Source organism: Senegalia massiliensis (genome assembly GCF_009911265.1).
GTDB classification, from domain to species: domain Bacteria; phylum Bacillota; class Clostridia; order Tissierellales; family SIT17; genus Anaeromonas; species Anaeromonas massiliensis_A.
In genome coordinates, this window is record NZ_QXXA01000005.1 from 85,309 (window position 1) to 109,206 (window position 23,898).

Below are 23,898 nucleotides of genomic sequence, written 5' to 3' on the forward strand. Positions count from 1 at the left end.
AGTATATTAGTTAAGATAATATTAATATCTAGCTATTTATTATAAAGATTCAAGCTTACTCTTCATATTTTCTTTGCTAGGATTTGTATAAATTAGTGTTGTTTGAATACTTTTATGTCCTGCTAAATTGGCAACTTCATGAATAGCAAATCCTGAATCTAAAGCATTACTACAGAAAAAATGTCTTAATTTATGGGGTGTTATCACTTTACTATATTTTTTGAATTGCTTATTTATAACGCTTCTATCTACTCGTGGCGATTGTCTTGATGCAAACAGATAATTGCTATTAGAATCTCTTGTCTTCATATATGCTTTTATTGAATTAACAACCTTAGAATTTAAAAATAAAACTCTCGACTTATTTCCCTTAGCTTTTGTAACTATTAACTCTTGCGTTATTAAATTAATATCATCTAGCTTTATATTTAGGGCCTCTGTTATTCTCAGACCAGAATATGCTATTAATGTGACAATTGCATAAAGTCTTTTATTATCTGCTTCTAATATCTTTTGTCTAAAGTTTTCAACATCAATTTTACTAATTTCTGCAGGATTCACATAGCTTGTCTGTATTTTTAACATATCATTTTTCTTTATAACTAAATTACTTTGCCTCTTTTCCTTAATAAGAAATTTATTAAAGGAGAGTAAAGCACTAATTTTAGCATTTATTGTTTTACCCTTTAGTTTATTTCCTTTATATTTTTTAATGTTAGATAGATAGCTTTTATATTCTAATACATTTTCTCGGTGGAGCTTAATAAAGTTACATCCATAACTTTTCTGAAACCAATCCAAATATTCTTTTACTTGTAATTTATAACTTTTAATTGTATTTTTGCTTTTCCCTTCTTGTTCCATAAATTCATCGAAGCTTCTTAAAATTTCATCCATACTTTTCTCCTTTTACAGTTATGTTGCACTCATAAATGTTGAAATTTATTTAATTATGTTGCGCTTAATAGTATAATCTTACCATATACTATTAAATAATGCCATATAATTGCTGTTATGTTGCACTCCTATTTTACATTCATTATTTATAATTCGACTATATATTTATCTTTTTATCATTATCTATAATATTGAAGTAAAAAATAATATTATTTTTATTCTCTAAAATAATCTTTTCTATATTAAAAAATAAATTTATTTTTTATATAATTAGATAGTTTTTAAATTAGTCTGTATCTCGATTAGTTATTTATATATTTTAAATTCAATTATTTTCTAATTAATATTCCTCTAGTGTAATTACCACAATAAAAAACATGCTATATACTATAGCATGGTTAAATACATGTAGCATTGACATTTTTCAGAATATAAAGATATAATATAACAAAGAATAGTTTGAAAAGTGGAAAGGCAGTTAGTAGGATTTTTAGATGTCGTGTCCATTTTGATTAACTTTGGAGGGGTTAATCATCTTCGCGTACTGAATTAACTTTTGTATTAGGTAGAACAAAATCAAAGAAAAATGCTAATCTTATAAATTTTGATAAGGTTAGCATTTTTCTTTGATTAAACTCTTAGTGTTTCTAAATGTATCTTCATATTTTAAATTAAATAGCTCCTAACTTTACAGCATTTATGAATATTATTATATCAAATCTAAACTCTATATCGATTATATAATATAGCAATCTATATTTCTTATTCTAAGTTTTCTAATATGTATTAAAAAAGCCTCCCAATCACTTCTAAGTTATTATGAATAAACACATAAATAACTAGAAGTATATAATTTATCCAAAATATTTATTAATATGTTATAATTAAATTAATACAAAACACGATAAGGAGGCTTTAAGATGCCTACTTCTTCTTTTTCCAAAGAATTTAAACTAATTGACAAAAAAGCTGTAGATTCTTTTTATAAAATAATATCTTCTCCAATTAAAAACAAACCAATTAATAGAAATCTTATAACTATTGAGACACAAAAAAAAGCTGAAGCAAAGTTGAAAAAGATGCTCTCTCAAGAGAATAATAATCAAAAGAAGTAGTAAGTGAATGATTTCAAGTATATACTCACTACTTTTTTATCTATTAATTTAGTCGTTACTTCGCATTGATTTGGTCGTCATTAAGTACTTTTCACATTGATTTTCTCGTTGTTTAGCATTCTTTTTCTCGTCATTAAGCAATTTTCACATTGATTTTCTCGTTGTTTAGCATTGATTTAGTCGTTAGTTTACATTGATTTAGTCGTCATTAAGCACTTTTCACATTGATTTTCTCGTTGTTTAGCATTCTTTTTCTCGTTATTAATCAATTTCCACATTGATTTAGTCGTTAGTTTACATTGATTTAGTCGTCATTAAGCAACTTCACATTGATTTTCTCATCTTTTCACATTGATTTAGTCAGTAGTTTAGCATTGGTTTAGTCGACACTTCGCAGTCATTTAATTAAGATAAAAATAACTTAATTACATATCAGCTTAATTAGGAAATCTTTTACACTATTTTTTATAGTATTTTTTCTTAGTTTATTATATTTAATGTTTCTCCATTGTTAGCATATTAAACTTTTGACCTAAGTCCTAACATTCTTTTATAATTAAATTAATTTATATATATTGGTTATGTTTTCTGAAAGTTGTTTTAGACTCCCCTTTTATTTCTAAGTATTCAATCCTAAATATTTAAATTACATTAAAGATTGAACTATTACTTTTTAGGAGATATTGAAAACCTCTATTCAAAAAAATAATAATAGTATATATACAATCACATATATATACTATTATTCCCCGAATAGGGGATTATATATTTTTTATTTACTTACTTTTCAAATTTAAAAGGATTATTAATAAACGAATTTGATTTCCAATTTTTTGGAATGAGAATCGGATTAATGTTCAATTCTTCCAACAACCTAATTCCTTTAGTAAATTTATACTTACTATATTTTTGCTTCTCATACACTACTTTTTTTTCTGATTTATCATTATTATTCCTACTATTTATTTTTAATTCTTTAGCTCCTGTAATCCCTGATTTTGATATATCCGTAAGAAACTCTTGTAGAAATTCTTTATCTTTATATTTTAATTTGCTTGCATAAATTATTTTTTTAGCTTGATAAATTTTATAATAATTTCCTCTATATAAAATGGGCTCCAAATACATATTCATATATTTTTTATATAACCCTTCTTCAAAATAATTTTCTAGTTTTTTATCAATGTTATATTTATTTTTTCTATAATTTAGATGTTTATTTTGTAATCTTACTTCAAATCTTAAAACATTTTCTTCGAACACTTCCACCTTTTTATTTTTAAAATTTCTCTCTTTTGTCTTATCATATACAGTAGCCTGAGTAGATTTTGAATTGTAATATATTGTACTATTATATTGGTCATATTTTCTCTGAAATCTATATTTTTCTATAGTTTTTTTATACAATTTCATCAAAACTTCTCTTTCATTTTCATTTGGAATTTTAACATCCATCCTATAATCAATCCGATTCAATAATAAATCTTTTTTATTATCTTCAAAAATATTGAAGAGATATGAGTTCAATATAGTGTTTATCTCCTTAAAATCTTGTTCTTTAATATCTTCTTTTCCTAACAATAAAATGAAGTCAACATTTATATACATAATGTAATTAGTAGATTGTTCTTCTCTAATATTAAAAGTTAACTTATTTTTCCCTAGCGTATAAACTCTTCTTTTTATAATGTGAGCAGTGATTCCTGTAGAATCTAAATTTATTATATTAGGTTTTGTTTTATACTTATCTTCTAAGAATATAATATCTTCTTCATTAAGCCATATAAAAAACTTTGCTGTGTGAACCATATATATTTTATTCCTCCTTATATTACATTAGTACGGGAATTATAAAAACACTCTAATTTCAATAGTTTCAATGTGTTTTGAGATATGATTTTTTTCCCGAACAGAACATATTTAATTAATTTTGCATACCTTTTACAAGGTCCTTATGAAGATAATAATAAATATTAGGCTTTAATATAAGGATTTATATGTCGTACCATTATAAAAACCTGTTCTATATATTAGGAGCTTTTTATTATAGTACTTTTAAAGTAAAAACATAAAAAAAGCACTGGATAAATTTATCCAGTGCTTAATAATTTACTTATATAGTTATAATTTCGGTAATACTTGGAATGGTTAAAATTTTAATATATTGAATTAATAGCATATAATTAATAATGTTTATAACTTCTAGTGTTTATATTATGTACTATTTCCTTGTGAATGAATAAGTATTTTATATTTGTGTAAGTTGATACTCCATAAATTAAATCAAACTAAATTTTTAATACTTATAAGAAACTCCTCTTTCACAAATATATACAGTTAAATTAACTTCACTTTTTTTGCAAATATTTGACCATTCATTTACAGTTTCTAAATCTCTATCACTTGGTTGTGTGCAATTGTACATATTTGGATTAGGATTAGGATGGTTATGAAACATTAAAATACTTGTATAATTATTATCTTTTGCCAACCGAACTATATTATCAAAACTCAAAATTAAACCGACAGATTTGCTATCCTTTCCTTTATTTGCCCATATACATTCTACTCTATCATTTTTTACAAAAGCTAATACAATCCATTCGTGTTTCTTGTATTTCAATAAACTCGCTACTAACTCAGGAGTTTCACTAAGTTTTTTATCAATAGTATAAAATCCACCCTTAGGATTCATATGTTTTTTAAGTTCTTTATCATTATTAAACTTTTTTCTGCGATATTTATAATAATAATGAGCAATTTTATTAGGTCTCATATAATAGAGTAGTTTAAATATTTCATAAAAGATGACACTTAAGCCGATAACTACTATTAGTATTAATATTTCAAAATACATATACCTTCTCCCTTTCTATCTAATACTTATTTTACCATATATAAGTATTAGGGTATAACTTTTAAAAGTTAAATCTACATAAAAAAGAAGAATAGTATTAAGATGTGATGATATGAGTCTTTCAACTATTTTGAATTTAAAATAATACATTATATTAAAAAGAGTTTTTAGGATACATGACACCAATGACATGTGCTATAACCTATTGATAAAAATATAGGTTTATCTTCTCTTTTAGCCTTTTCAAATGCTTTATCATCCCATGGATACCAATCCACAGGATTATAAGCATGTTGTAAAAGGTATGGGCTTTTTTCATCTATTAATCTATTTGTATTCTTCTTCCTCAAATTATCACTTCCTATTTTATATTCTAATGATATTATTACCCAATAAAATAGTTTTATATTGATTAATTCACTGTATAATCATTCTATTGATTAACATTTGTGAAAATTCACGTGATAATATTCTAATTTGACTATTTACTTTAATTTCAAATTGTTGATTATTTATATTTTCATTTACTAATTTATTATTAATAATAAATTTTTCATCCCAATCTAATCGTGTAATTTCCTTATTCTTATCTGGTTGTTTTTTTATAGAATTAGTAAAAAATACTCCTCCTATATTATAAAATTGTTCTTTACCTAATTTTATAATGTCTTGTATATCATTTTTATTTAGATGTGATGATAGTATACATATATCTGATGGAATAAATATACCTTCAAAGTAATCTTCTACTGTAGCTATATCACTATTTTTCTTTTCCTGATAACTTCTATTGCCCAAAAATAATTTTATTGAATTTTTTAATGCATATGGATGATTAATTTTATATTCTTTTCCAGAATATAATCTAGAATCCTTATTTTCATCACATAATATTTTAAGTAGTTCTTTTTGAAATGTAGTTTTTCCTGTATTATTATCTCCAATTAATATATAAATCCATTTAGATATCATTAAATCTCTCCTTATTTAAATTATGGCATTTATATATACTATTCAAAAACTACTCTCTATATTTAATATTTTTTTAATTTAACTCTCTATACCTTTTCTAGCCTTTACACCACTATTATAATAATGCTTTATTTCTTTCATTTCCGTTACTAAATCTGCTATTTCTATTAATTTATCTGGTGCGTATCTACCTGTTATAACTAATTCTATATTTTTATTTTTGTTTTTAATAAGTTCCAACACCTTTTCTAAGCTAAACAATTTATAATATAGAGCAATAGTCAATTCATCTAATACTACCAAATCATAATCACCTTTTTCAAGAATTTCTCTACATTTTTCTAGTCCAACTTTAGCACATTCTATATCTTCTTTTTCTGGCTCTTTATCTATAAAACAAGTTCTGCCAAATTGCTCTATTTCAAAATTTGGTAAATATTCTACTGATTTTGTTTCACTATATTTCATGCCTTTTACAAATTGACCAAAAAATACTTTTTTCCCTGCACATATTGCTCTTAAGGATAACCCTAACGCTGCTGTTGTCTTGCCTTTACCATTTCCAGTATAAATATGTATATATCCTTTATTCATTTTAACACCCCTATATATTTTTATTGTTAGTTTATATATTCTATAAAAAAAACAATATATCCTTTAAATATATTGTTTTTCTACTTTTTTAATTTTATTTAATTTACTAATAATTACTGATATTATCATGCCTAGTATAGAAGGTATAATCCATCCAAAACCTTCATCCCAAAGTGGCAATATATTTATTATACTATCTAATAATCCCCACTCTACTCCTAATGAATTTATTCCATCAATTGTACTTATTAAAAGTGCTCCGTATACTGCACCAATATATATTACTTTATTTTTAATTAGGTCATCAAATAAGTTTAAAACAATCAATACTATTGCTACTGGATATATTACTGCAAGTATAGGTCCTGCAAATTTAACTATACTTTCTACTCCTAAATTAGCTATTATCCCACTAATTATTGTGGCAATTATAACAACTAATTTATAGTTTACTTTTCCTTTACTAATTTCACTGAAAAAATTACCTACTGTAGCAATAAGGCCTACTGCTGTGGTAAGACATGCAACTGACACACAAATTCCTAATATTACTTTTCCTATTTCACCTAAGACATTGCCTACTATAGCTATTATTAAGCCTGTCTTTGTCATTTCTAATGAAAACTCAGAGCTTGCTGTTGATCCTAAATATAAAAGACCTCCATATACTATAGCTAGACCCATAGAAGATATTAATCCTGCTTTTAAAGTAACTTTAAATTGAGATTTTTTATCTTTATATCCTTTCTCCACTAATGAACCAACTATTATTCCTCCAAAAATTGTTGCTCCTAATGCATCCATTGTCTGATAACCTTCTGTAAATCCATTAGAAAAAGGATTTAAAATACCCGTATTAACTGGAGTACCAATTGGATTTATAATTCCCTTATATATTATTATAAATAACATTATAAGTAATATTGGAGTGAGTAACTTCCCTATTCTATCAATTATACCTGTAGGTTTTATTGTTAAAAATAAAGTAAGAGAAAAGAATATTATAGAAACTAAAACTGGGCTTACATCTGGAAATATAGGACTTATACCTACTTCATAAGTCGTAGCCCCTGTTCTTGGAACACCTAATATTGGTCCTAGTATTATTATAATTATTATTCCATATATTTTACTAAATTTTGAACTAATTTTACCAGCAAAATTATCTAAAGTTCCTCCTGCTTTTGATATAGCTAAAATTCCAAGTAGTGGCATTCCTATACCAGTTAAGAAAAAGCCAACCATTGCGCTAAACCAACTATCTCCTGCACTTATTCCTATAGAAGGCGGAAAAATTAAATTTCCAGCTCCAAAAAACATTGCGAATAAAGCAAGTCCTATAACAAATGAGTCTCCGTTAGTATTTTTTGTCATTATGACCCCCCATTTATGATGAAATATAATTATTGTAACACAGCTATTTATTATATCCAACACATAAAATTATGAAAAAAAAGAAATATATTCTTTTATATGTTTTTCTACACTAATCTTAAATCATTTACTCTCAACTTCTAACCTATGATTAACATATTATTTATGAGGTATAAATTAAATTAAGGAGGTAATTTAATGGACTATAATAAATTATATATTGATGGAGAATGGATAAAACCAGATAGTCAAGAACAAATAGAAGTAGAAAATCCTGCAAATCGAGAAATAATAGCAAAAATTCCAAGTTCAAATAAAAATGATGTTGATAAAGCAGTTAATGCTGCTAAGCGTGCATTTGAAACTTGGCAATATGAAGATTTAAATAAAAGAATAGAACTAGTAGAGAAACTAAGAGATGAAATGATAAATAAAAAAGAAGATATGGCAAGCATAATAATGGATGAACTTGGCAGAAGTAAAAGCTTTGCTCTAAACCCTCAAGTTGAACCTTATATTGATGCTATGAGTGATTTTATTGATATAGTTAAAAATTATGAATTTGAGCGTAACAAAGATGGATATAAAGTAAGAAAAGAGCCTTTTGGTGTAGTTGCAGCAATTACACCTTGGAATTATCCTCTAGGTCAAATCATCAAAAAAATAATTCCTGCTTTACTTGTAGGAAATACCATAGTCTTAAAACCTAGTCAAAAAACTCCACTTGTAGCTTATACATTAGCAGAATGCTTTGATAAAGTAGGTTTCCCAAAAGGAGTATTTAATTTAGTAACTGGAGCTGGATCTAAAGTAGGTAAAATGCTTACAGAACATAAAGATGTAGATGTAGTTTCATTTACAGGGTCAGTTGAAGGTGGTAAAAAAGTAGGTGAAAATTCAATTAAAGGAATTAAAAAAGTTACCCTTGAATTAGGTGGAAAGTCTCCTGCTATACTACTTAAAGGTGGAGACTATGAACTTGGTATCAAAAAAGCACTAAATACTGTATATAACAATACGGGACAAACTTGTAGTGCATTTACAAGACTCTTAGTACCAGAAGATGAAAAAGAAATAATTGAAAAAATGGTAGTAGAAAAAACTAAGAAATATAAATTTGGAAACCCTTATAGTGAGGAAAAAATAGTAGGCCCTTTAGCAAGTAAAAAGCAATTTGATAAGGTTAAAAGTTATATAGAAAAAGGACTAGATGAAGGCGCAAAAATGATTTATGGTGAGATACCAAAAGATTCTAGTAAGGGATATTATGTAGGCCCTGTAGTCTTTACTGATGTAACAAATGATATGAAAATTGCACGTGATGAAATATTTGGTCCTGTAATTTCAATTATAACTTATAAAGATAAAGAAGATGCTATTAAAATAGCAAATGATACAACATTTGGACTTGCTGGTGCAGTTTTTGGTCCAGAGATAGAAGCAAAAGAAGTAGCAAATAAAATAAAAGCAGGTACAATTACTATAAACCAAGGAAGCCCTACTCACAAAGCACCTTTTGGTGGCTATAAACATTCTGGAATTGGTCGTGAAGGTGGAGTTGCAGGTTTTGAAGCATTTCTTCAAGAAAAAGCAATATTTAGTTAGTTAAAAAAGGATTTGGCATATGCCAAATCCTTTTCATTATCCTCTTTGTTTTACATTCATAGGTAAGATATATGCTATAATCATAATTACTATACCCATGGATAACAATCCACTAAATCCTATATTGAATACAGAAGGAAATTCTCTTGATATATTAAATAATGTCATTTTTCCTATATCCATGATATCAAATAGTCCTAACTCTTTAAATGAACCATATGAAAGTGTGAATATAAATGCACCTACTAACCCACCTAATATAATTGCTATTGATTTTTTAAGTCCTCCACTTGAACTGTCTGCAACACATGTTCCTGGACATTTTCCTGCAAAACCAAATCCTAACCCAAATATAAGTCCACCTACTATAACACCTAGATTAGTTGATTTTACACTTAGATGTGATATATCAAATAGTCCTATAAGTGCAAAAATAGAAACTAAAGCACTTGAAAATCCTATTGCAAATAATATTATTTTCATAAGTGATAAGTATCTAAGGCTAAGCATACTCCTTAAATTAAATGAACTTGTTGAACCTACATAATATAATGCGAAACCGAAAAATCCTCCTAATAATATTGCAAGTAATATTTCCATTATGCCTTTGCTCCTTTCTTAAATATCATCTTTGGTAAAATTATTGCTGCAGGTACTGCTGTAGCAAATACAGCTATTGTAAATACAAATCCACTTACACTACTTTGCATAATTCCACTCATCATATGACCACTTGTACATCCTCCTGCCATTCTAGCTCCAAACAACAATAAAACACCAGATACAAAACTTGGTCCATATTTTTTAATAAAACTTTCACCTGAACCCTTTAACACTTCTAAGTCATTTGAATTTATATCTTTTTCAACTTCATCTTCTATAACTTTTTTTGATTTTAATTTAGAAGCTAAGTATGCTCCTAAAGGTATTGCAAGTACAAATACAAAACTATAATTTAATGGATTTTCTATTGCCTTTGCATATTTACCATCACTTTTTGCATAATATGCATTTGTACTAGTATATCCTGTTGAGCTATTTTCATCTTCTGTTATTACATCAGAATCTATTGCATTGTAGATTATACCATCAAGTATTACAAATTGAGTTGATACTCCTATTGGTTTTACCAATAAAACTGCTAAGAAAAAGGCAAGGCCTAATACAACTCCTTTAATTAACCATTTATTATTCATTAATTTATACCTCCTAATAATTTTCCTATATATACTATACATTATGATATAATATATTTCTGTGACTAAGTCACTTAGATATTTAAATATAATAGGAGGTAAATTATATGTTAAATAGAAATGATATTGATATATTAAAAAACAATCTAAATTTTTGGTCTAACTTAGATGAAAAAGATAAAAATTTAATTATAAATAATTCTATAATAAGAAAGTTTGAAAAAAATGAAACTATACACAGTAACTTAAATAGTTGCTCTGGAGTATTAATAGTTAAATCAGGAATAATAAGAACTTATTTGCTTTCAGAAGAAGGTAAAGAAGTTACACTATATCGTGTAAATAAAGGCGAAACATGTGTACTTTCTGCTTCTTGTGCCATTAAAAATATAAATTTTGATGTTCATATAGATTCAGAAACTATAAGTGAGATTATTTCTATAGATATAAATGTAATAAATAAACTTTCAAAAAACCTATATGTTGAAAACTTTTTACTTAAACAAACTGTTAATAGATTTTCAGATGTAATGTTTGCTATAGAGCAAATATTATTTTTGAAATTTGACCAAAGACTTGCTTCCTTTTTATTAGATGAGTCATATAGAAACGAAAAAAATGTTTTAACATTGACTCATGAACAAATTGCAAAGCACTTAGGTACCGCTCGGGAGGTTGTTTCAAGAATGTTAAAACACTTTTCAAAAGAAGGCTATGTTATGCTTTCAAGAGGAAAGATTACTATATTAAATAATTCAGCTTTAGAGAAATTAATTTAGATTCCAAAGCTTTACATCTTTCACTCTCATATTTTTTATATAATCTTCTTGTTTTAGCTTTAATATATCTTTAGTAGGTCCTGTAATAACCATACCATATATTTTTACTCCATTTTCTTCAATATGATTTATAATGCTATTTATATTTTTTCCTAACGTATAATCCACTTTACCAGCTATATCTTTATATTCATTTAAAAATTCTAGTGTCTCTAAGAAGTTTTTATCTCTTGATTTTCCACTTCCATATGGATCTACTGAAGGATATGAAGTTGATTCAGAAACTACTTGTTCTCCAAATAAAGTTTCATCACTTTCTTCTGTATAGGTTGTTCCATCTCCTTCTCTCCACATAGGATATGAAGGAAATCCTATATCTGAAAACATTTCACTAGGTATTGCATCTCCTATATCTACAGCAGCCCATAGCCAATTTAATTTTGATAGTTCAATTTTTTCAAGTATTTCATCTGTTTTGTATAATTTATCAAATGAAACATATACTTCTGCTACAGTTCCTTCATGCAATTTTTCAAGCTTCCCCCAATCACTTTGTGGATCATATTCTAAATTTTTCTCTGGATGTATAAAACCTATTGATTCAATTGAATCTAATTGTATGATATCTGAATTAACCTTATTAAATAGAAATTTTGCATTTAACTCTCCTACATCATAAAATCCATCTCCTACTTGCTTTTCAAGTTTTCCTTCTGTACTCATAGTAAAATAATTTTCTTGGGAAGTCCCAACAGAAGAAAGAGATAAATTTGGTCTAGTTACATATATTGTTGATTTTATTGCATCAATATAATTTTCCCTTCTATTAGGATTCCCAGTATTATAAAAAACACTTGTAATTATTCCAGATATTATACTAAAAACCATAAAAATTGCTATAGCAGTAATTGCAATATTAAATCTAGCTTTCCATTTTCCTTTTTTAATAATTTTTTTATAATTTCTTTCTTCTCTTTGAGATTCTTTTCCTTCTATTTCATTAAACTCTTCATTCATATATTCTTGATAAATTTCTAATTTATCTAATTCTTGTTCAATTTTTTTTGACTCTTCATCATTTAATTTACCTTCTTTGTATTTCTTTAATTTATCTTTGAAATCATCTTTCACTTTTTTTACTTCCTTTCATATTTTCTCTTACTGCTTTCCTTGCCCTAAATAACAATACTTTAAAATAGTTCAAATTTATATTCATTATAATTGCTGATTCTTTATATGATAATTCTTTAAAATCACATAATATTATAGCTTTTCTTTGTTTTACAGATAATTTTTCTAATACTTTGTATGTATCTTTTACTTCATTTTTATTAATAATTTCTTTTTCTATATCTTTTTCACTATGAATTTCATCAAAATATTTACTTTCTTTTAAGATATTCTTTTTATTCTTTCTAATATAATCAATATAACAATTCTTTGCTACAGTAAATAACCATGATTTAATATTACTATATGGACAAACTTCAAAATAAAGATATGCCTTATAAAACACATCTTGCATAATATCCTCAGCTATATACTTATCCTTACATAATGATAGAGATAATAATATACATCTTTTGAAAATTTATTATAGATATAATCAAGTGAATTTTTATCCAAATCATTACCTCCTCATTAATTAAACGTTTCAAATAATAAAAAGTTACAGTTTATTTTAGTATATAATAAATAAAAGTTTAGGAAAAATTTTAGTTTCAGATATACAAATAGTAGAAAGTAGGGTTTTTATGTTTAAAATAAAGGCTATATTAAAGAACTGTGCTGAAATTTTATTATAACCTGTAGAATTAGTTATAATAAGACTATACAAATGAAGTTAAGGAAAACAGATTTTCAAGGGGGAAAGTCTGCCTCATTGTGAACATAATAAAATATCCAGAAATGAGAAGTATAACAGAAATCAAAGATATATCTGTAACTCCTGCCAAAAGACTTTTACTGATAAGGGTTATATTAAATTCGCACAAAATTAAAGGATTTTAGGTTTAGAGAAGCAATATATGTATAACTAATGTAAAATATTTGTAATTATAAAATTATATGATGTATAATTAAATACAAACATAAAGTCTTTAATATAATGGGAGGTTTGAAATATGGAAATAACAAAGTGCATAAAAAAGTCATTTTCAGTCATAGGTAAAGAAGGTTCTACAAATGAAGGAAAAGGTTTTATTCAGAAGTTATGGGCTGATGCTAATTCTAATTTTGCAGAAGTGTCACCATTAGCGAAGAAAGATGAAAGTGGAAATCTTCTTGGAATATGGGGTGCAATGTCCGATTTATCCCGTTCCTTTAATCCTTGGGAGGATAATTTCACAAAAGGACTTTACCTTGCAGGTGTTGAGGTTATAGACAATGCTCAAGCACCACAAGGTTGGATGAAATGGACAATTCCATCATATGAGTATATTTATGTCAAGAATGAAAGTCAAAATACATTTACTGAAGTTATAGAGTATTTGAAAGAAAACAATATCAAACTTATAGGTGCAGCTCATGATTATACCTGTCCTGAAGATGGACAAGAATATATTTTTTTCCCAATACGAAGAGTATGAGAAAATCTTTATTTGCATTTTTCATAAAATGTGGGTTAAGGGAACTCGTTAACGAGTTCCCTTAAAATATATCATATTATCAACACTATGCTTTAATAGAGCCAAAATAAAAAATAAGAATTCAATAATTTATAGAATGTATCTATTCCTGATTGGAATAACATATTTCCCTCTCTAGACTTGAAAATATAATGATCCATGGAATAATCCAAAAGCTCTTTAAGATCATTTTTTGATGTCTTGTTTAGCTTAATTCTTCTTTCTTTATTAGTTTCACCTTCAATTATACAAATATCCTTAAAACGCTTCTTATTCTTTAATACATTAACCCATTTAAGCTTAAGTAAACCTGAGATTCTAAGAGCAATCTTAATTCCTAAAACAAAAAAGGATAAAGTATAAATTCTACTCTATCCTGGTAATATCAATAGTTATAAAGCGTTTTATGAATTTGTTATAATATCTATTTTGACAAATTCAATGTGAGTTTATTATATTATGTAGCTTAAAAAATTTATATTTTGAATAATTTAAAGTTTATTTATCAAATTTAACAGCTAAATTATCTAAAGCACCATCAGTTACTCTATATACTGTCCATTCGTCCATTGGAATAGCTCCCATTTGCTTATAAAATTCAATTGAAGACTTATTCCAATCTAGACACCACCATTCTAATCTTCCACAATTTCTTTCAATTGCTAATTTAGCAAGATAAGAAAGCATGATTTTTCCCATTCCCTTTCCTCTCATTTCAGGTCTAACATATAAATCTTCTAAGTAAATGCCTGGTCTTCCTAAAAAAGTAGAAAAATTATGAAAGAATAATGCAAAAGATACTGGTTCATTTTCGTATTCACCAATAATAACCTCAGCAGTTTTCTTTTTAAATAAAGAATCCATTAAAATTTCTTCTGTTGCTATAACTTCATGTAACAACTCTTCATAATCAGCTAATTCCTTTATAAATTTTAAAATCAAGGGAATATCTTTCTCCTCTGCAAATCTTATTTTAAAATCATTCAATCTAGTATCAATTAACATTTTCATACCTCCAAGTTATAATTAAATTAAAACATATTAAAATACTAATATGTTATTATAAATTTCTATAAAGGTCATTAAAATCCCTTTAATTTAATCTATAAAATATCATACGACTTTAAAAATAATTGAATTTGTCACAATTACTATTTTAGCTTTTCATAAAAAAATGAATTTGTGAAATTAAGGTATTAAATATAAAAACTAGTAACTATGCTCCCCATATTTAAAGTTAGTACTAAGAAAATTACACTTAGAAATCTATTAGTGATACTAAAGATACAATTAAAGACACATACTTTGATAAAATACTATAATAAGTTAAGAATACATCAATAGATAAATATACCGTTTTATGTTAAAATTACTATATGATGTTTATTTTATTCATAAAAAATATTACCTTTTAAGTGCCTAAAAGGAAGTGGTTATTTTGTCAATGATCAGAAAGTTAATGCCTATAATATTAATTATCTTAGGAGTTCTATTTATTAATATGGAACATTTTCTAATACCATATATCCTTATGGGAATCGGTGTATTCTACATTTTTGATGCAATATATGTTTACAAGCAAAAGAAAGAAGGTTGATAAAATGGATGCATCAATTTTAGAAGTCTGGTTTCCTTTATTTTTTATAGGAATTATATTTACTATAGGTATCTTAGCTATCTCTTTTAAAGTTTCAAGAACATTTTTATATTCAATATCTCTTATATTGAGTTTAATTTGTATTATCTTGTTTCTTTTCAGTATAACTGTTATTAGACGTTGGGAAGGATTAGCAATAGGATTTATTGCCATAAGTTCTTTGATAGGTACATGGATAGGCACTATTATTGGAATGCTAATAAAAAAATAAAAAATAATGGGCCTATTTATAATAGACCCATTACTTAAAACCTTAATATCTCTTAAATGAAATAATAGATTAACTTAATATATATACTTATTTAAAGTATTTTGGTTTTTCTTTAACTTTTATCCTACCATTTGTCTACATTCATCTGCACAACTTCTACATATCTCAGCACATTTTATGCAATGATCTGTATTCATTTTTTCACATTCAGCTGCACACGCATCACAAATTTCTGCACATTCTTTACAAATATGAACGGCATGTTCACTACCTCTAGCCATAAATCCAATAGCAGTGTCACAGATATCTATGCAATCTCTTAATATCTTCATACAAGATACCATTTTCTTTACATCTTCTTCATTCATACAAAGAGTAAGACATTCTTCACATGCTCTTAAACATCTTACACATTCATCAATACACTTTTGCATGTTATCATTACCTATATTTCCAACTATAGCCATTTTGACAACTCCTATAATTTATTTTTTACAATAATATTATGTGCAAATTACTTTAAATTATAAGATTCTTTTTTTAGTAATATTACACCAAATAAAAGTGTAGTAAATTCTGCTACTGGTACGCTTAACCAAACTCCATTCATATTAAAAATATATGATAATATAAATAAACTTAAAAGTAACATTACTACTCCACGAGATAATGTAATCATAGTTGAAAAATTAGATAATTCTATGGATTGAAAATATGTTCCTATTACAATATTAACTCCCATTATTACAAAAGCCACAAAATATATCCTTATTCCTCTTGTAGCTATAGTTATAAGTTCTTCACTTCCTTCAGTAAAAAGAGAAATCAATTGCTCAGGAAATAAATTACCTACAATAAAAAATGCAAATCCAAATATAAATGCTGATAACATCCCCATAGTTCTTATCTTTTTTACTCGTGAATATAATCCTGCACCATAATTTATACTTATAAGAGGCTGTAATCCTTGTGAAAGCCCTGTAAATATATATACACATATAAGGGATAAATTAGCTATTATACCATAGGAAGCTACTCCTATTTCACCTATTAAACTTAAAATAACCAAGTTAAATGAAACAATTACTATACCAGATGATGCCTCTATTATGAAACTTGGGATACCATTTTTAATTATTCTTTTCAGTATAGAAAAATCAAATTTAATTTTTGTAAATTTCAATGATGCAAATCCACTAACAAAGTGACTTAATAATATAATTATACTAGTAAATGCTGAAAATACTGTTGCAATAGCAGCACCTTTCATACCCCAGCCAAAAATAACTATAAACAACCAATCAAAAATCATATTAGTTAATCCACCTAATATTGTAGCCATCATGGCAAGTCTTGGTGCTTTATCGTTACGAACAAGTGGTGTCATTCCATATACTAGTAAAAAACTAAATCCAAACATAAATACTACTCTCAAATAATCTTTTACAAGTTCAATATTTGTACTCTCTGCTCCTAAAATATATGAAATTTCTTCTAAGAATACACTTCCAAGTATTGTATAAATAAGTCCAAATCCTATTATAAATGTCATAGATAAGGTAAATATTATATTTACTTTATCATAATCCTTTTTACCTAAGGATACGGAAATAGCAGTAGCACCACCCACTCCAAATAAAAGTGCAGTAGCAAATAATAAATTAAAAACAGGTATAGCAATATTAAGTGCAGCAAGACCACGAGGTCCTATCCACCTACCTATAAATATAGTATCAGCTAGTATATATAATGAATTCATTACCATTCCAGCAACTGCAGCAGATACATATTTAAAAAATAAACCTTTTATATCATCTTTTAATAAATCTGTACTATTTTTCATTTGTTTCACCTCTATATAAAAGTAAAATCCTCATCTATCTTTGAGGATTTTACTTTACACCTTCATTTTTATATAATATATTAGCAAATATTTTTACTAATTTCTTGTCATAATGTATTCCAGCATACTTTTTTATTTCAGCCAAAGCCTGACTAGGAGTCATTCCTTTTCTATATGGTCTATCAGATGTCATAGCATCAAATGAATCAGCTATTGATATTATTCGGGCTTCTAGACATATTTCTTCTCCCTTTAATCCTTGAGGATAACCTGAACCATCTATTTTTTCATGATGCTCATTTATAACTCTTGATAGTTCTTTAAAATATGTTTTTTCTACTAATTTAGCTCCATCTGCAGGATGTTTTTTTATTTCATCAAATTCTTCCTTTGTAAGGGATGATGGCTTTTTAAGTATTTCATCTGGTACATTTATCTTACCTATATCGTGAAAAAGTGAAGCATATGCTATTCTTTCAACCATATCATCTGACAAATCTAATTTGTTTGCTATTTCTATTGAATATTGTTGAACTCTATATCCATGATTATGAGTATACATATCCTTTTCTTGGCTTTTTTTTGATAAGTTAATTAAGTCATTTATATTTTCACTTAAATAATGAAATACTGGTTTAGTAGTTATATATAGTAATTTCACGTTTTCTAAAGATTTCAATTTAATTGTATCCTTTAATTCATGTACATAAAAATATTCATTTTTAGAAAGTATCTTTTCTTCCTCATCTATTTTAAATTTAATCTTTCCTTCTAATATATAAAAGAACTCCATAAGCTCATTTGATTCACCAGGTTCTATAAAAAAATGTTTATCTTTCTCTATATTTTGAACCATTATCTCTGCACCGTCACCACGTGCTATAAGACTAAGATTAGTTTCACCTTGTATAAATTTTTCTATAAAAGTTTCATCATTTCCTATATGTAAGCCATCCATTATTTAACCTCCCATAGTAGCTCTTTTTTATATTATAACATAGTAATAAATCAATAATCCAATACATTGGATTATTGATTTATTATTATCTCTATTTACCATGTAGGTACTACTAATGGGTCTATCCATACTTCTCTACCACCTATGATATATAAATCATATTGGCATTCTACTACTACACCTAATTTTGCAGCTCTATCAATCATAGCTTGAGCTTCTCTATCTGTTACCTTAACTAAAACATCTATGATTAGATCTAAATCTTTTTCACTTGTTCCAGGTAAGTCCGCTAAAAACTGAGCAAATTTAACTTTACGAGCTATGGATTCGTTAGTTCTTGCTACATCTTCCTTAACACGCTCTACTACATCTTCAAAATCCTCATCATAATCATCAGCAAATGATACCATAGGCATAATTGTCATTAAAAATGTCAATACAAGTAATATAGATATTATTTTCTTTTTATTCATTTTTTCACCTCCTATCCATCTCATATTACTTCTACATAAGTTCTAAAAATCCTGCTTCTTTTACCATCATTATATTAAATACCCTAATTTTAGTTTATTAATATATTATTTAAGATTTTTGTTCCACTCTTTCCATTTCACCCCATTTTTTATTTTTTAATTTAAATAATGCTATTATTCTATAAAATGAACATATTTGTCTATATCCAAAGGACTCTAACATACAAAATACAAATAACTTAAACATAAATTTCATAGGTATTGTCTTCTTAAATAAATATTTTTCTAAAAGAACTGATATTATTGAAATTACTACATTAAATCCTATATAAAACAATAAATAAAATATAAAGAATCTAAAATTTATAATTCCTATAAAAAATGATATTATTATAGTTGAAACACCTAAAACCTCTAAAACAGGAGATATAAATTCAAAAAATAAAAAATATGGAAAGGAAAGCATACCTACTAATCCATAGTGGGTATTTAAAAACATATATTTATGACGTCTCAAACTCTCTCCCATACCAATATGCCATCTTACTCTTTGGTTTTTTAGAACCTTTAAGTTTTCTGGTACTTGAGTCCAACATATAGCATCAGGTACATAATTCATTTTATAAGGTAATTTATTTTTTCTGTAAAATGCATGCATTTTAACAACTATTTCCATATCTTCCCCTATTAATCCTTTTGTATATCCTCCTACATTTATTACAGCACTCTTTCTATATATCCCAAAAGCACCTGATATTATTAAATTAGCATTTAATCTGTCAAAAAATACTCTTGAATTTAAAAATACTCTAAAATATTCTATTATTTGAAATAACACAATGCTTTTTTTAGGCGGATTTATATTTTTAATTTTACCATTTTTTATAACTATTTGATTAGAAACTTTTATATTACCACCAACTGCTATTGTAGAACTATCTTCCAAGAAGGGCTGTACTATTCTTTCAAGTGAATTTTTTTGTAACATAGAGTCTGCATCCACGCATACAAATAATGGGTATTTACTTATATTTATTCCTGCATTTAATGCATCAGATTTTCCACCATTTTCTTTATTAACTAAAACTATTTTTTTATCCGATTGATTTTCATATATACTAGTTATTTCTTCTGAATTAACTAATTTTCTAAAGGGTTTAGATATCCTACTTAAGTTGAAATGTTCTATTACTTTCTCTAAGGTTTTATCATCTGAACCATCATTTATAACTATAATTTCATATTCTGGATAATCTAAATCCATTAATGAATTTATTGTTTCTATAATTGTAATTTCTTCATTATAAGCAGGTACAAGTATAGATATAGGTATATAATTCAACTTATTTGAAATCATAGAATAACTCATATGCTTTTTACGTATAAAAAAATCATCTAAATTTATTGCTGAAAAGCTTGTAGTAAAGAAAAATACTATAGCATATATAAACATGTATATAAAGAAAAATACATTTATATAATAAACTATATTCTCTAAATTCATAAATTAACCTCCTTGCACAGCAAATTTTTCTTTATAATTATTATAAGATTCAAAATCTATAATATTATTTACAAACATTACATATGCTAAAATATCCTTTGCAAATCGGTCATGGTGATTTAATAGTTCCTCCATTATCTGATCCTTTTCTTCCATACTAATAAGAGAAAATGCGCTATTATATCTTACAAAGTAATTATTATCTCCTATGGTTTGCTTGAGTATATCTATAGCTTTTTTATTAGGATATTTGCATATAACCTTAGCACTTATTGCTCTAACTTCCCAATGCTCGTTTTTTAAATTCTTATTTAAAATATTAGCTACTCTATTATCTATTACTCGTTTAAAATATCTAGTTGATGAGATAATTACATCTTTATCATCACTTGTTGATATATAATTTAGCATTGAATCTCTAATTTCTAAACTATCATTTTTTCTATTTGAATAATGCTCTATTATTTTTGTCTTTAATTTTATATTATAATTATCTAATGTATCTAATAATTTCTTATCAAGTATATCAATATCACCTTTAAAATTATCCGAAAAATCTAATAATATTTTTTCATTAAAGTATTTTTCAGTATTATTTATAATGTTTATTGCTTGTAATGCTAGTTCTACATCTCCAATATTTTGAATTAGTTTTAATGAATTGTTTCTTATATAAATAGAATCATCTTGTAAAGATTCTAAACTAATTTGTCTAGTCTTTTCACTATCAATTCTAAATTCAGATAATAAATATAATATATAACTTTTTTTATACTTGTCCCTTACAATACTATTTTTTCTTATTTTTTCATAACTAATTATCCTATTTATATATTCTTTTATTGTAAAATCATATCCATTATCATTTATATAATCCTTATATGCTAAATAAAAAGCTCTAAGCCCTAATTTTGTAGATGATATTTTTTTTATTTGTTCAATATCTTCTTCATTCATTCCCTTATCATTAGACAGTTTATTATACATAATAGATTGTAACTTATTTACTTTTTTGTTTATTGTTTTGTTTGCTAAATTATTATAAATAATTGATGATATTAGGTAAATACTTACTATAAAAAGCATAATTACAAAAACTATAAAAGATATGATAACTATATAAACTTCCAAAATAATCACCTCTTATTTTTCCAATATTCTTTTAGTATATAATAAGATTCTTTTAATTCCTCATTATATTTTACCTTTCTAAATCTAGGAATAGCATACTCTTTACTATCAGTAATTATTTTTTCAGTATCATTCCTAGAAAAAGCTGAAATTTGTATATTTTCAATTTTAATTGTATCTTCTATTCCATTTTTATAAAAATCTCCTCTTATGTTTTTTTCTAATGGATTTATAACATTTATTAATGTCCAAGGAATTCTTAATTCTAAAGTGTTATCATTATTATTAAAATCTGATAAAGAGTTACTTTCATTATAGTCTGGATTATTATTTCCATAAAGTAATTTTCCTGTTTCATAATAAAGTGGTTCTAACACTTTATTATCATCTTTTAAATAAAACTGCTTTCTATTCATAATATATACTGGAGAGAATATATCACTATTCTTATTCGGTATATAAGTCTGCTTGTCCACTAAATATGAGTAATATTTATATAAATAATTAAATAGATTATATCTTTCATTTACTAATATTCTAGAATCATTATATCCATCTAATTCTACTATAAAATCAACATGATTTTTAAATTCAACTGATTTATCTTTCCACATTTTCGAACCCATAGAAGGATTTATATCTAATCCTATATACATTTCATCTCTTGTTAATGTCCAATCATCTTTTTCTATCATTAAATATAAATATGAAGGATCAGAATCTACTTTTATTTTTAAATTTTTTTGATTAATTAAGTAATCTGTATCTTTCCATTCGTCAATATTTCCATCTATATGTTTCTTATTATTCGCTTCAAATTTTAACAACCCAAAACTTTCATCACTAGATTGAGAATCAAACCAATATGTTGAATTACTTTCTAAAATATAGTCTTCTATCAAATTAAATTCTGTACTTCTATTCCAATTATCTTGCCAAGAATTTATACATACTCCTTGAATGTTTGCATCATTTACATAGCTTAATAGTTTTACTAATTGTTCGCCTGCTTCACTCTCTGAAAAGTTTCCTCTATTAAAGCCTTCATTTACATCTATTCTTGACATTCCTCTCGATGATGGTATCCCTATATCTGTTATTATTAAAGGCTTATTATAATAATTTTTTATATCTTTTAAATACCTTAGAAATGACTCTTTAGATTCATAATTATAGCTTATATAACTATTTGAATTTGGATATGCACTATAACTTACAAATATATTAGAGTATTTATTTTCTACTATATTTGTAATATCTATATTTGCATTTTCAAGTAATTCAGTTTGATTTTTATGCTTTAATGGGTCTGTTTCTATGCTTGTAATATATGAAATAAGACTTAATTTATTATATTTTTCAATTTCATAAGATACACTAAAATCCATTATTTCTGCTATGAAATGTTCAAAAGGTTTAGATTTATCATTAATACTATAGTACTCTCCAGAGAATGTACTCATATTTTCATTTTTAATATTAGTAAGAGCTACCATCTCAGGATTAGTTCCTAGCCCTACTACATATCCTAAAGTATATTTAGATATATCTTTCAAATATATCCCTGATGGATATCTATCTCCTCCAAATATGAAACCATTTCCATTTATTATATCTATGGCATTTTTTACATCATCTTTCAAAGTATTTTTTATGTCTAGATTGAAAGCATTGTAATGTTCTAATACCTTCCTTTCATCTACCTCAATTTCTTGAATTACATATATAGGTTTTTCTTTGTTTAAATTATAATCATATATAGCACTATAAACAGCAGGACTCATTATATCTGACAAAATAATAGTATTAGCATTTAAACTATCAATTTGATTTAACCATCTCATAGCTTGTTTTTTATCTATATTTCCTTTATTCCTACTGTAATTTGGTGCAAATGAAGATAATCTAATACCTCTTATGTCAAAATATTTCCATTTGTCTTTTTCATATATATAAATATTATTATCTTTTATTTTAGTTATTCTTTTCAAACCATCTATATTATCGGTACTTTTAGATACTTGATCTCTCATATATTTTTGATAACCAAATGTCATAAAAAATATTACTACAAATAATAATACTAAAAATATTATAGTGAATCT

General features: G+C 25.8%; 24 protein-coding genes and 2 pseudogenes. 6 read left to right on the forward strand and 20 right to left on the reverse strand.

Going from position 1 to position 23,898, the window contains the following annotated elements:
* Positions 1-39: 39 nt before the first annotated feature.
* A complete protein-coding gene (locus D3Z33_RS04535) occupies positions 40-897 on the reverse strand; it encodes a tyrosine-type recombinase/integrase (RefSeq protein ID WP_201750428.1) in 858 nt (285 codons plus the stop codon).
* Positions 898-1,817: 920 nt separating this feature from the next.
* Between D3Z33_RS04535 and D3Z33_RS04540 the strand changes: the two genes are divergently transcribed.
* A complete protein-coding gene (locus D3Z33_RS04540) occupies positions 1,818-2,012 on the forward strand; it encodes a hypothetical protein (protein ID WP_160196603.1) in 195 nt (64 codons plus the stop codon).
* A 780-nt stretch (positions 2,013-2,792) separates the two neighbouring features.
* Here the strand turns inward: D3Z33_RS04540 and D3Z33_RS04545 are convergent.
* The 6 genes and pseudogenes from D3Z33_RS04545 to brnQ form a co-directional block, all read right to left on the reverse strand.
* Positions 2,793-3,821: a phage/plasmid replication domain-containing protein gene (locus tag D3Z33_RS04545; protein WP_160196604.1), complete on the reverse strand. Its 1,029-nt coding sequence runs from the start codon at positions 3,819-3,821 to the stop codon at positions 2,793-2,795.
* 487 nt (positions 3,822-4,308) lie between these two features.
* A complete protein-coding gene (locus tag D3Z33_RS04550) occupies positions 4,309-4,869 on the reverse strand; it encodes a JAB domain-containing protein (protein ID WP_160196605.1) in 561 nt (186 codons plus the stop codon).
* 173 nt (positions 4,870-5,042) lie between these two features.
* Positions 5,043-5,219, reverse strand: a pseudogene (locus D3Z33_RS04555) (DUF255 domain-containing protein); the annotation flags it as partial.
* A gap of 67 nt (positions 5,220-5,286) precedes the next feature.
* Entirely contained in the window at positions 5,287-5,841 is a 555-nt protein-coding gene (locus D3Z33_RS04560; RefSeq protein ID WP_160196606.1) for a hypothetical protein, read from the reverse strand.
* Between the two features lie 78 nt (positions 5,842-5,919).
* Positions 5,920-6,435 carry a cob(I)yrinic acid a,c-diamide adenosyltransferase gene (cobO, locus tag D3Z33_RS04565; protein ID WP_160196607.1) on the reverse strand — a complete coding sequence of 172 codons (516 nt, stop codon included), beginning with the start codon at positions 6,433-6,435 and terminating at the stop codon, positions 5,920-5,922.
* 63 nt (positions 6,436-6,498) lie between these two features.
* A complete protein-coding gene (gene brnQ, locus D3Z33_RS04570) occupies positions 6,499-7,809 on the reverse strand; it encodes a branched-chain amino acid transport system II carrier protein (protein ID WP_160196608.1) in 1,311 nt (436 codons plus the stop codon).
* 198 nt (positions 7,810-8,007) lie between these two features.
* Here brnQ and D3Z33_RS04575 point away from each other — a divergent pair, with 198 nt between their 5' ends.
* Positions 8,008-9,414: an aldehyde dehydrogenase family protein gene (locus D3Z33_RS04575; RefSeq protein ID WP_160196609.1), complete on the forward strand. Its 1,407-nt coding sequence runs from the start codon at positions 8,008-8,010 to the stop codon at positions 9,412-9,414.
* Positions 9,415-9,450: 36 nt separating this feature from the next.
* On the opposite strand, the gene D3Z33_RS04580 is transcribed toward D3Z33_RS04575, so the two are convergent.
* Positions 9,451-10,014 carry a YeeE/YedE thiosulfate transporter family protein gene (locus D3Z33_RS04580; RefSeq protein ID WP_160196610.1) on the reverse strand — a complete coding sequence of 188 codons (564 nt, stop codon included), beginning with the start codon at positions 10,012-10,014 and terminating at the stop codon, positions 9,451-9,453.
* Positions 10,014-10,610, reverse strand: a complete 597-nt coding sequence (locus D3Z33_RS04585) for a YeeE/YedE thiosulfate transporter family protein (protein ID WP_160196611.1) — start codon at positions 10,608-10,610, stop codon at positions 10,014-10,016. The genes D3Z33_RS04580 and D3Z33_RS04585 overlap by 1 nt, the downstream gene beginning before the upstream one ends.
* Before the next feature lie 107 nt (positions 10,611-10,717).
* Here D3Z33_RS04585 and D3Z33_RS04590 point away from each other — a divergent pair, with 107 nt between their 5' ends.
* A complete protein-coding gene (locus D3Z33_RS04590; RefSeq protein WP_160196612.1) occupies positions 10,718-11,389 on the forward strand; it encodes a Crp/Fnr family transcriptional regulator in 672 nt (223 codons plus the stop codon).
* Here the strand turns inward: D3Z33_RS04590 and D3Z33_RS04595 are convergent.
* Together D3Z33_RS04595 and D3Z33_RS04600 are read right to left on the reverse strand one after the other, a co-directional pair.
* Entirely contained in the window at positions 11,381-12,520 is a 1,140-nt protein-coding gene (locus D3Z33_RS04595) for an anti sigma factor C-terminal domain-containing protein (protein ID WP_160196613.1), read from the reverse strand. The two genes, D3Z33_RS04590 and D3Z33_RS04595, sit on opposite strands and share 9 nt — an antisense overlap.
* Positions 12,510-12,980, reverse strand: a complete 471-nt coding sequence (locus tag D3Z33_RS04600) for an RNA polymerase sigma factor (protein WP_347561217.1) — start codon at positions 12,978-12,980, stop codon at positions 12,510-12,512. The genes D3Z33_RS04595 and D3Z33_RS04600 overlap by 11 nt, the downstream gene beginning before the upstream one ends.
* Before the next feature lie 248 nt (positions 12,981-13,228).
* Between D3Z33_RS04600 and D3Z33_RS16500 the strand changes: the two are divergent.
* Together D3Z33_RS16500 and D3Z33_RS04605 are read left to right on the forward strand one after the other, a co-directional pair.
* Positions 13,229-13,359, forward strand: a pseudogene (locus D3Z33_RS16500) (IS1/IS1595 family N-terminal zinc-binding domain-containing protein); the annotation flags it as partial.
* Between the two features lie 153 nt (positions 13,360-13,512).
* Positions 13,513-13,977 carry a GyrI-like domain-containing protein gene (locus D3Z33_RS04605; protein WP_160196615.1) on the forward strand — a complete coding sequence of 155 codons (465 nt, stop codon included), beginning with the start codon at positions 13,513-13,515 and terminating at the stop codon, positions 13,975-13,977.
* A gap of 92 nt (positions 13,978-14,069) precedes the next feature.
* Here the strand turns inward: D3Z33_RS04605 and D3Z33_RS17155 are convergent, their stop codons facing one another.
* Positions 14,070-14,381, reverse strand: coding sequence for a tyrosine-type recombinase/integrase (locus D3Z33_RS17155; protein ID WP_431768827.1), 312 nt, complete (start codon positions 14,379-14,381; stop codon positions 14,070-14,072).
* Positions 14,382-14,514: 133 nt separating this feature from the next.
* Positions 14,515-15,027, reverse strand: coding sequence for a GNAT family N-acetyltransferase (locus tag D3Z33_RS04610; protein ID WP_160196616.1), 513 nt, complete (start codon positions 15,025-15,027; stop codon positions 14,515-14,517).
* Positions 15,028-15,575: 548 nt separating this feature from the next.
* On the opposite strand from D3Z33_RS04610, the gene D3Z33_RS04615 reads away from it, so the two are divergent.
* A complete protein-coding gene (locus D3Z33_RS04615) occupies positions 15,576-15,884 on the forward strand; it encodes a YesK family protein (protein ID WP_160196617.1) in 309 nt (102 codons plus the stop codon).
* A 119-nt stretch (positions 15,885-16,003) separates the two neighbouring features.
* On the opposite strand, the gene D3Z33_RS04620 is transcribed toward D3Z33_RS04615, so the two are convergent.
* The 7 genes from D3Z33_RS04620 to D3Z33_RS04650 all read right to left on the reverse strand — a co-directional run bounded on the left by D3Z33_RS04620 (position 16,004) and on the right by D3Z33_RS04650 (position 23,826).
* Positions 16,004-16,351, reverse strand: coding sequence for a four-helix bundle copper-binding protein (locus D3Z33_RS04620; protein WP_160196618.1), 348 nt, complete (start codon positions 16,349-16,351; stop codon positions 16,004-16,006).
* A 47-nt stretch (positions 16,352-16,398) separates the two neighbouring features.
* The gene (locus D3Z33_RS04625) at positions 16,399-17,727 is read right to left on the reverse strand and encodes an MATE family efflux transporter (protein WP_160196619.1); all 1,329 of its coding nucleotides are present in this window, start codon (positions 17,725-17,727) and stop codon (positions 16,399-16,401) included.
* Between the two features lie 49 nt (positions 17,728-17,776).
* Entirely contained in the window at positions 17,777-18,685 is a 909-nt protein-coding gene (locus D3Z33_RS04630) for an HD-GYP domain-containing protein (RefSeq protein WP_160196620.1), read from the reverse strand.
* Between the two features lie 95 nt (positions 18,686-18,780).
* Positions 18,781-19,158, reverse strand: a complete 378-nt coding sequence (locus D3Z33_RS04635) for a hypothetical protein (protein WP_160196621.1) — start codon at positions 19,156-19,158, stop codon at positions 18,781-18,783.
* Positions 19,159-19,267: 109 nt separating this feature from the next.
* Complete coding sequence (locus tag D3Z33_RS04640; protein ID WP_160196622.1) at positions 19,268-20,662, reverse strand: glycosyltransferase family 2 protein; 1,395 nt, start codon at positions 20,660-20,662, stop codon at positions 19,268-19,270.
* A gap of 3 nt (positions 20,663-20,665) precedes the next feature.
* Positions 20,666-21,793: a HEAT repeat domain-containing protein gene (locus D3Z33_RS04645; protein ID WP_160196623.1), complete on the reverse strand. Its 1,128-nt coding sequence runs from the start codon at positions 21,791-21,793 to the stop codon at positions 20,666-20,668.
* A gap of 5 nt (positions 21,794-21,798) precedes the next feature.
* Positions 21,799-23,826, reverse strand: a complete 2,028-nt coding sequence (locus tag D3Z33_RS04650) for a hypothetical protein (RefSeq protein WP_160196624.1) — start codon at positions 23,824-23,826, stop codon at positions 21,799-21,801.
* Positions 23,827-23,898: the final 72 nt, after the last annotated feature.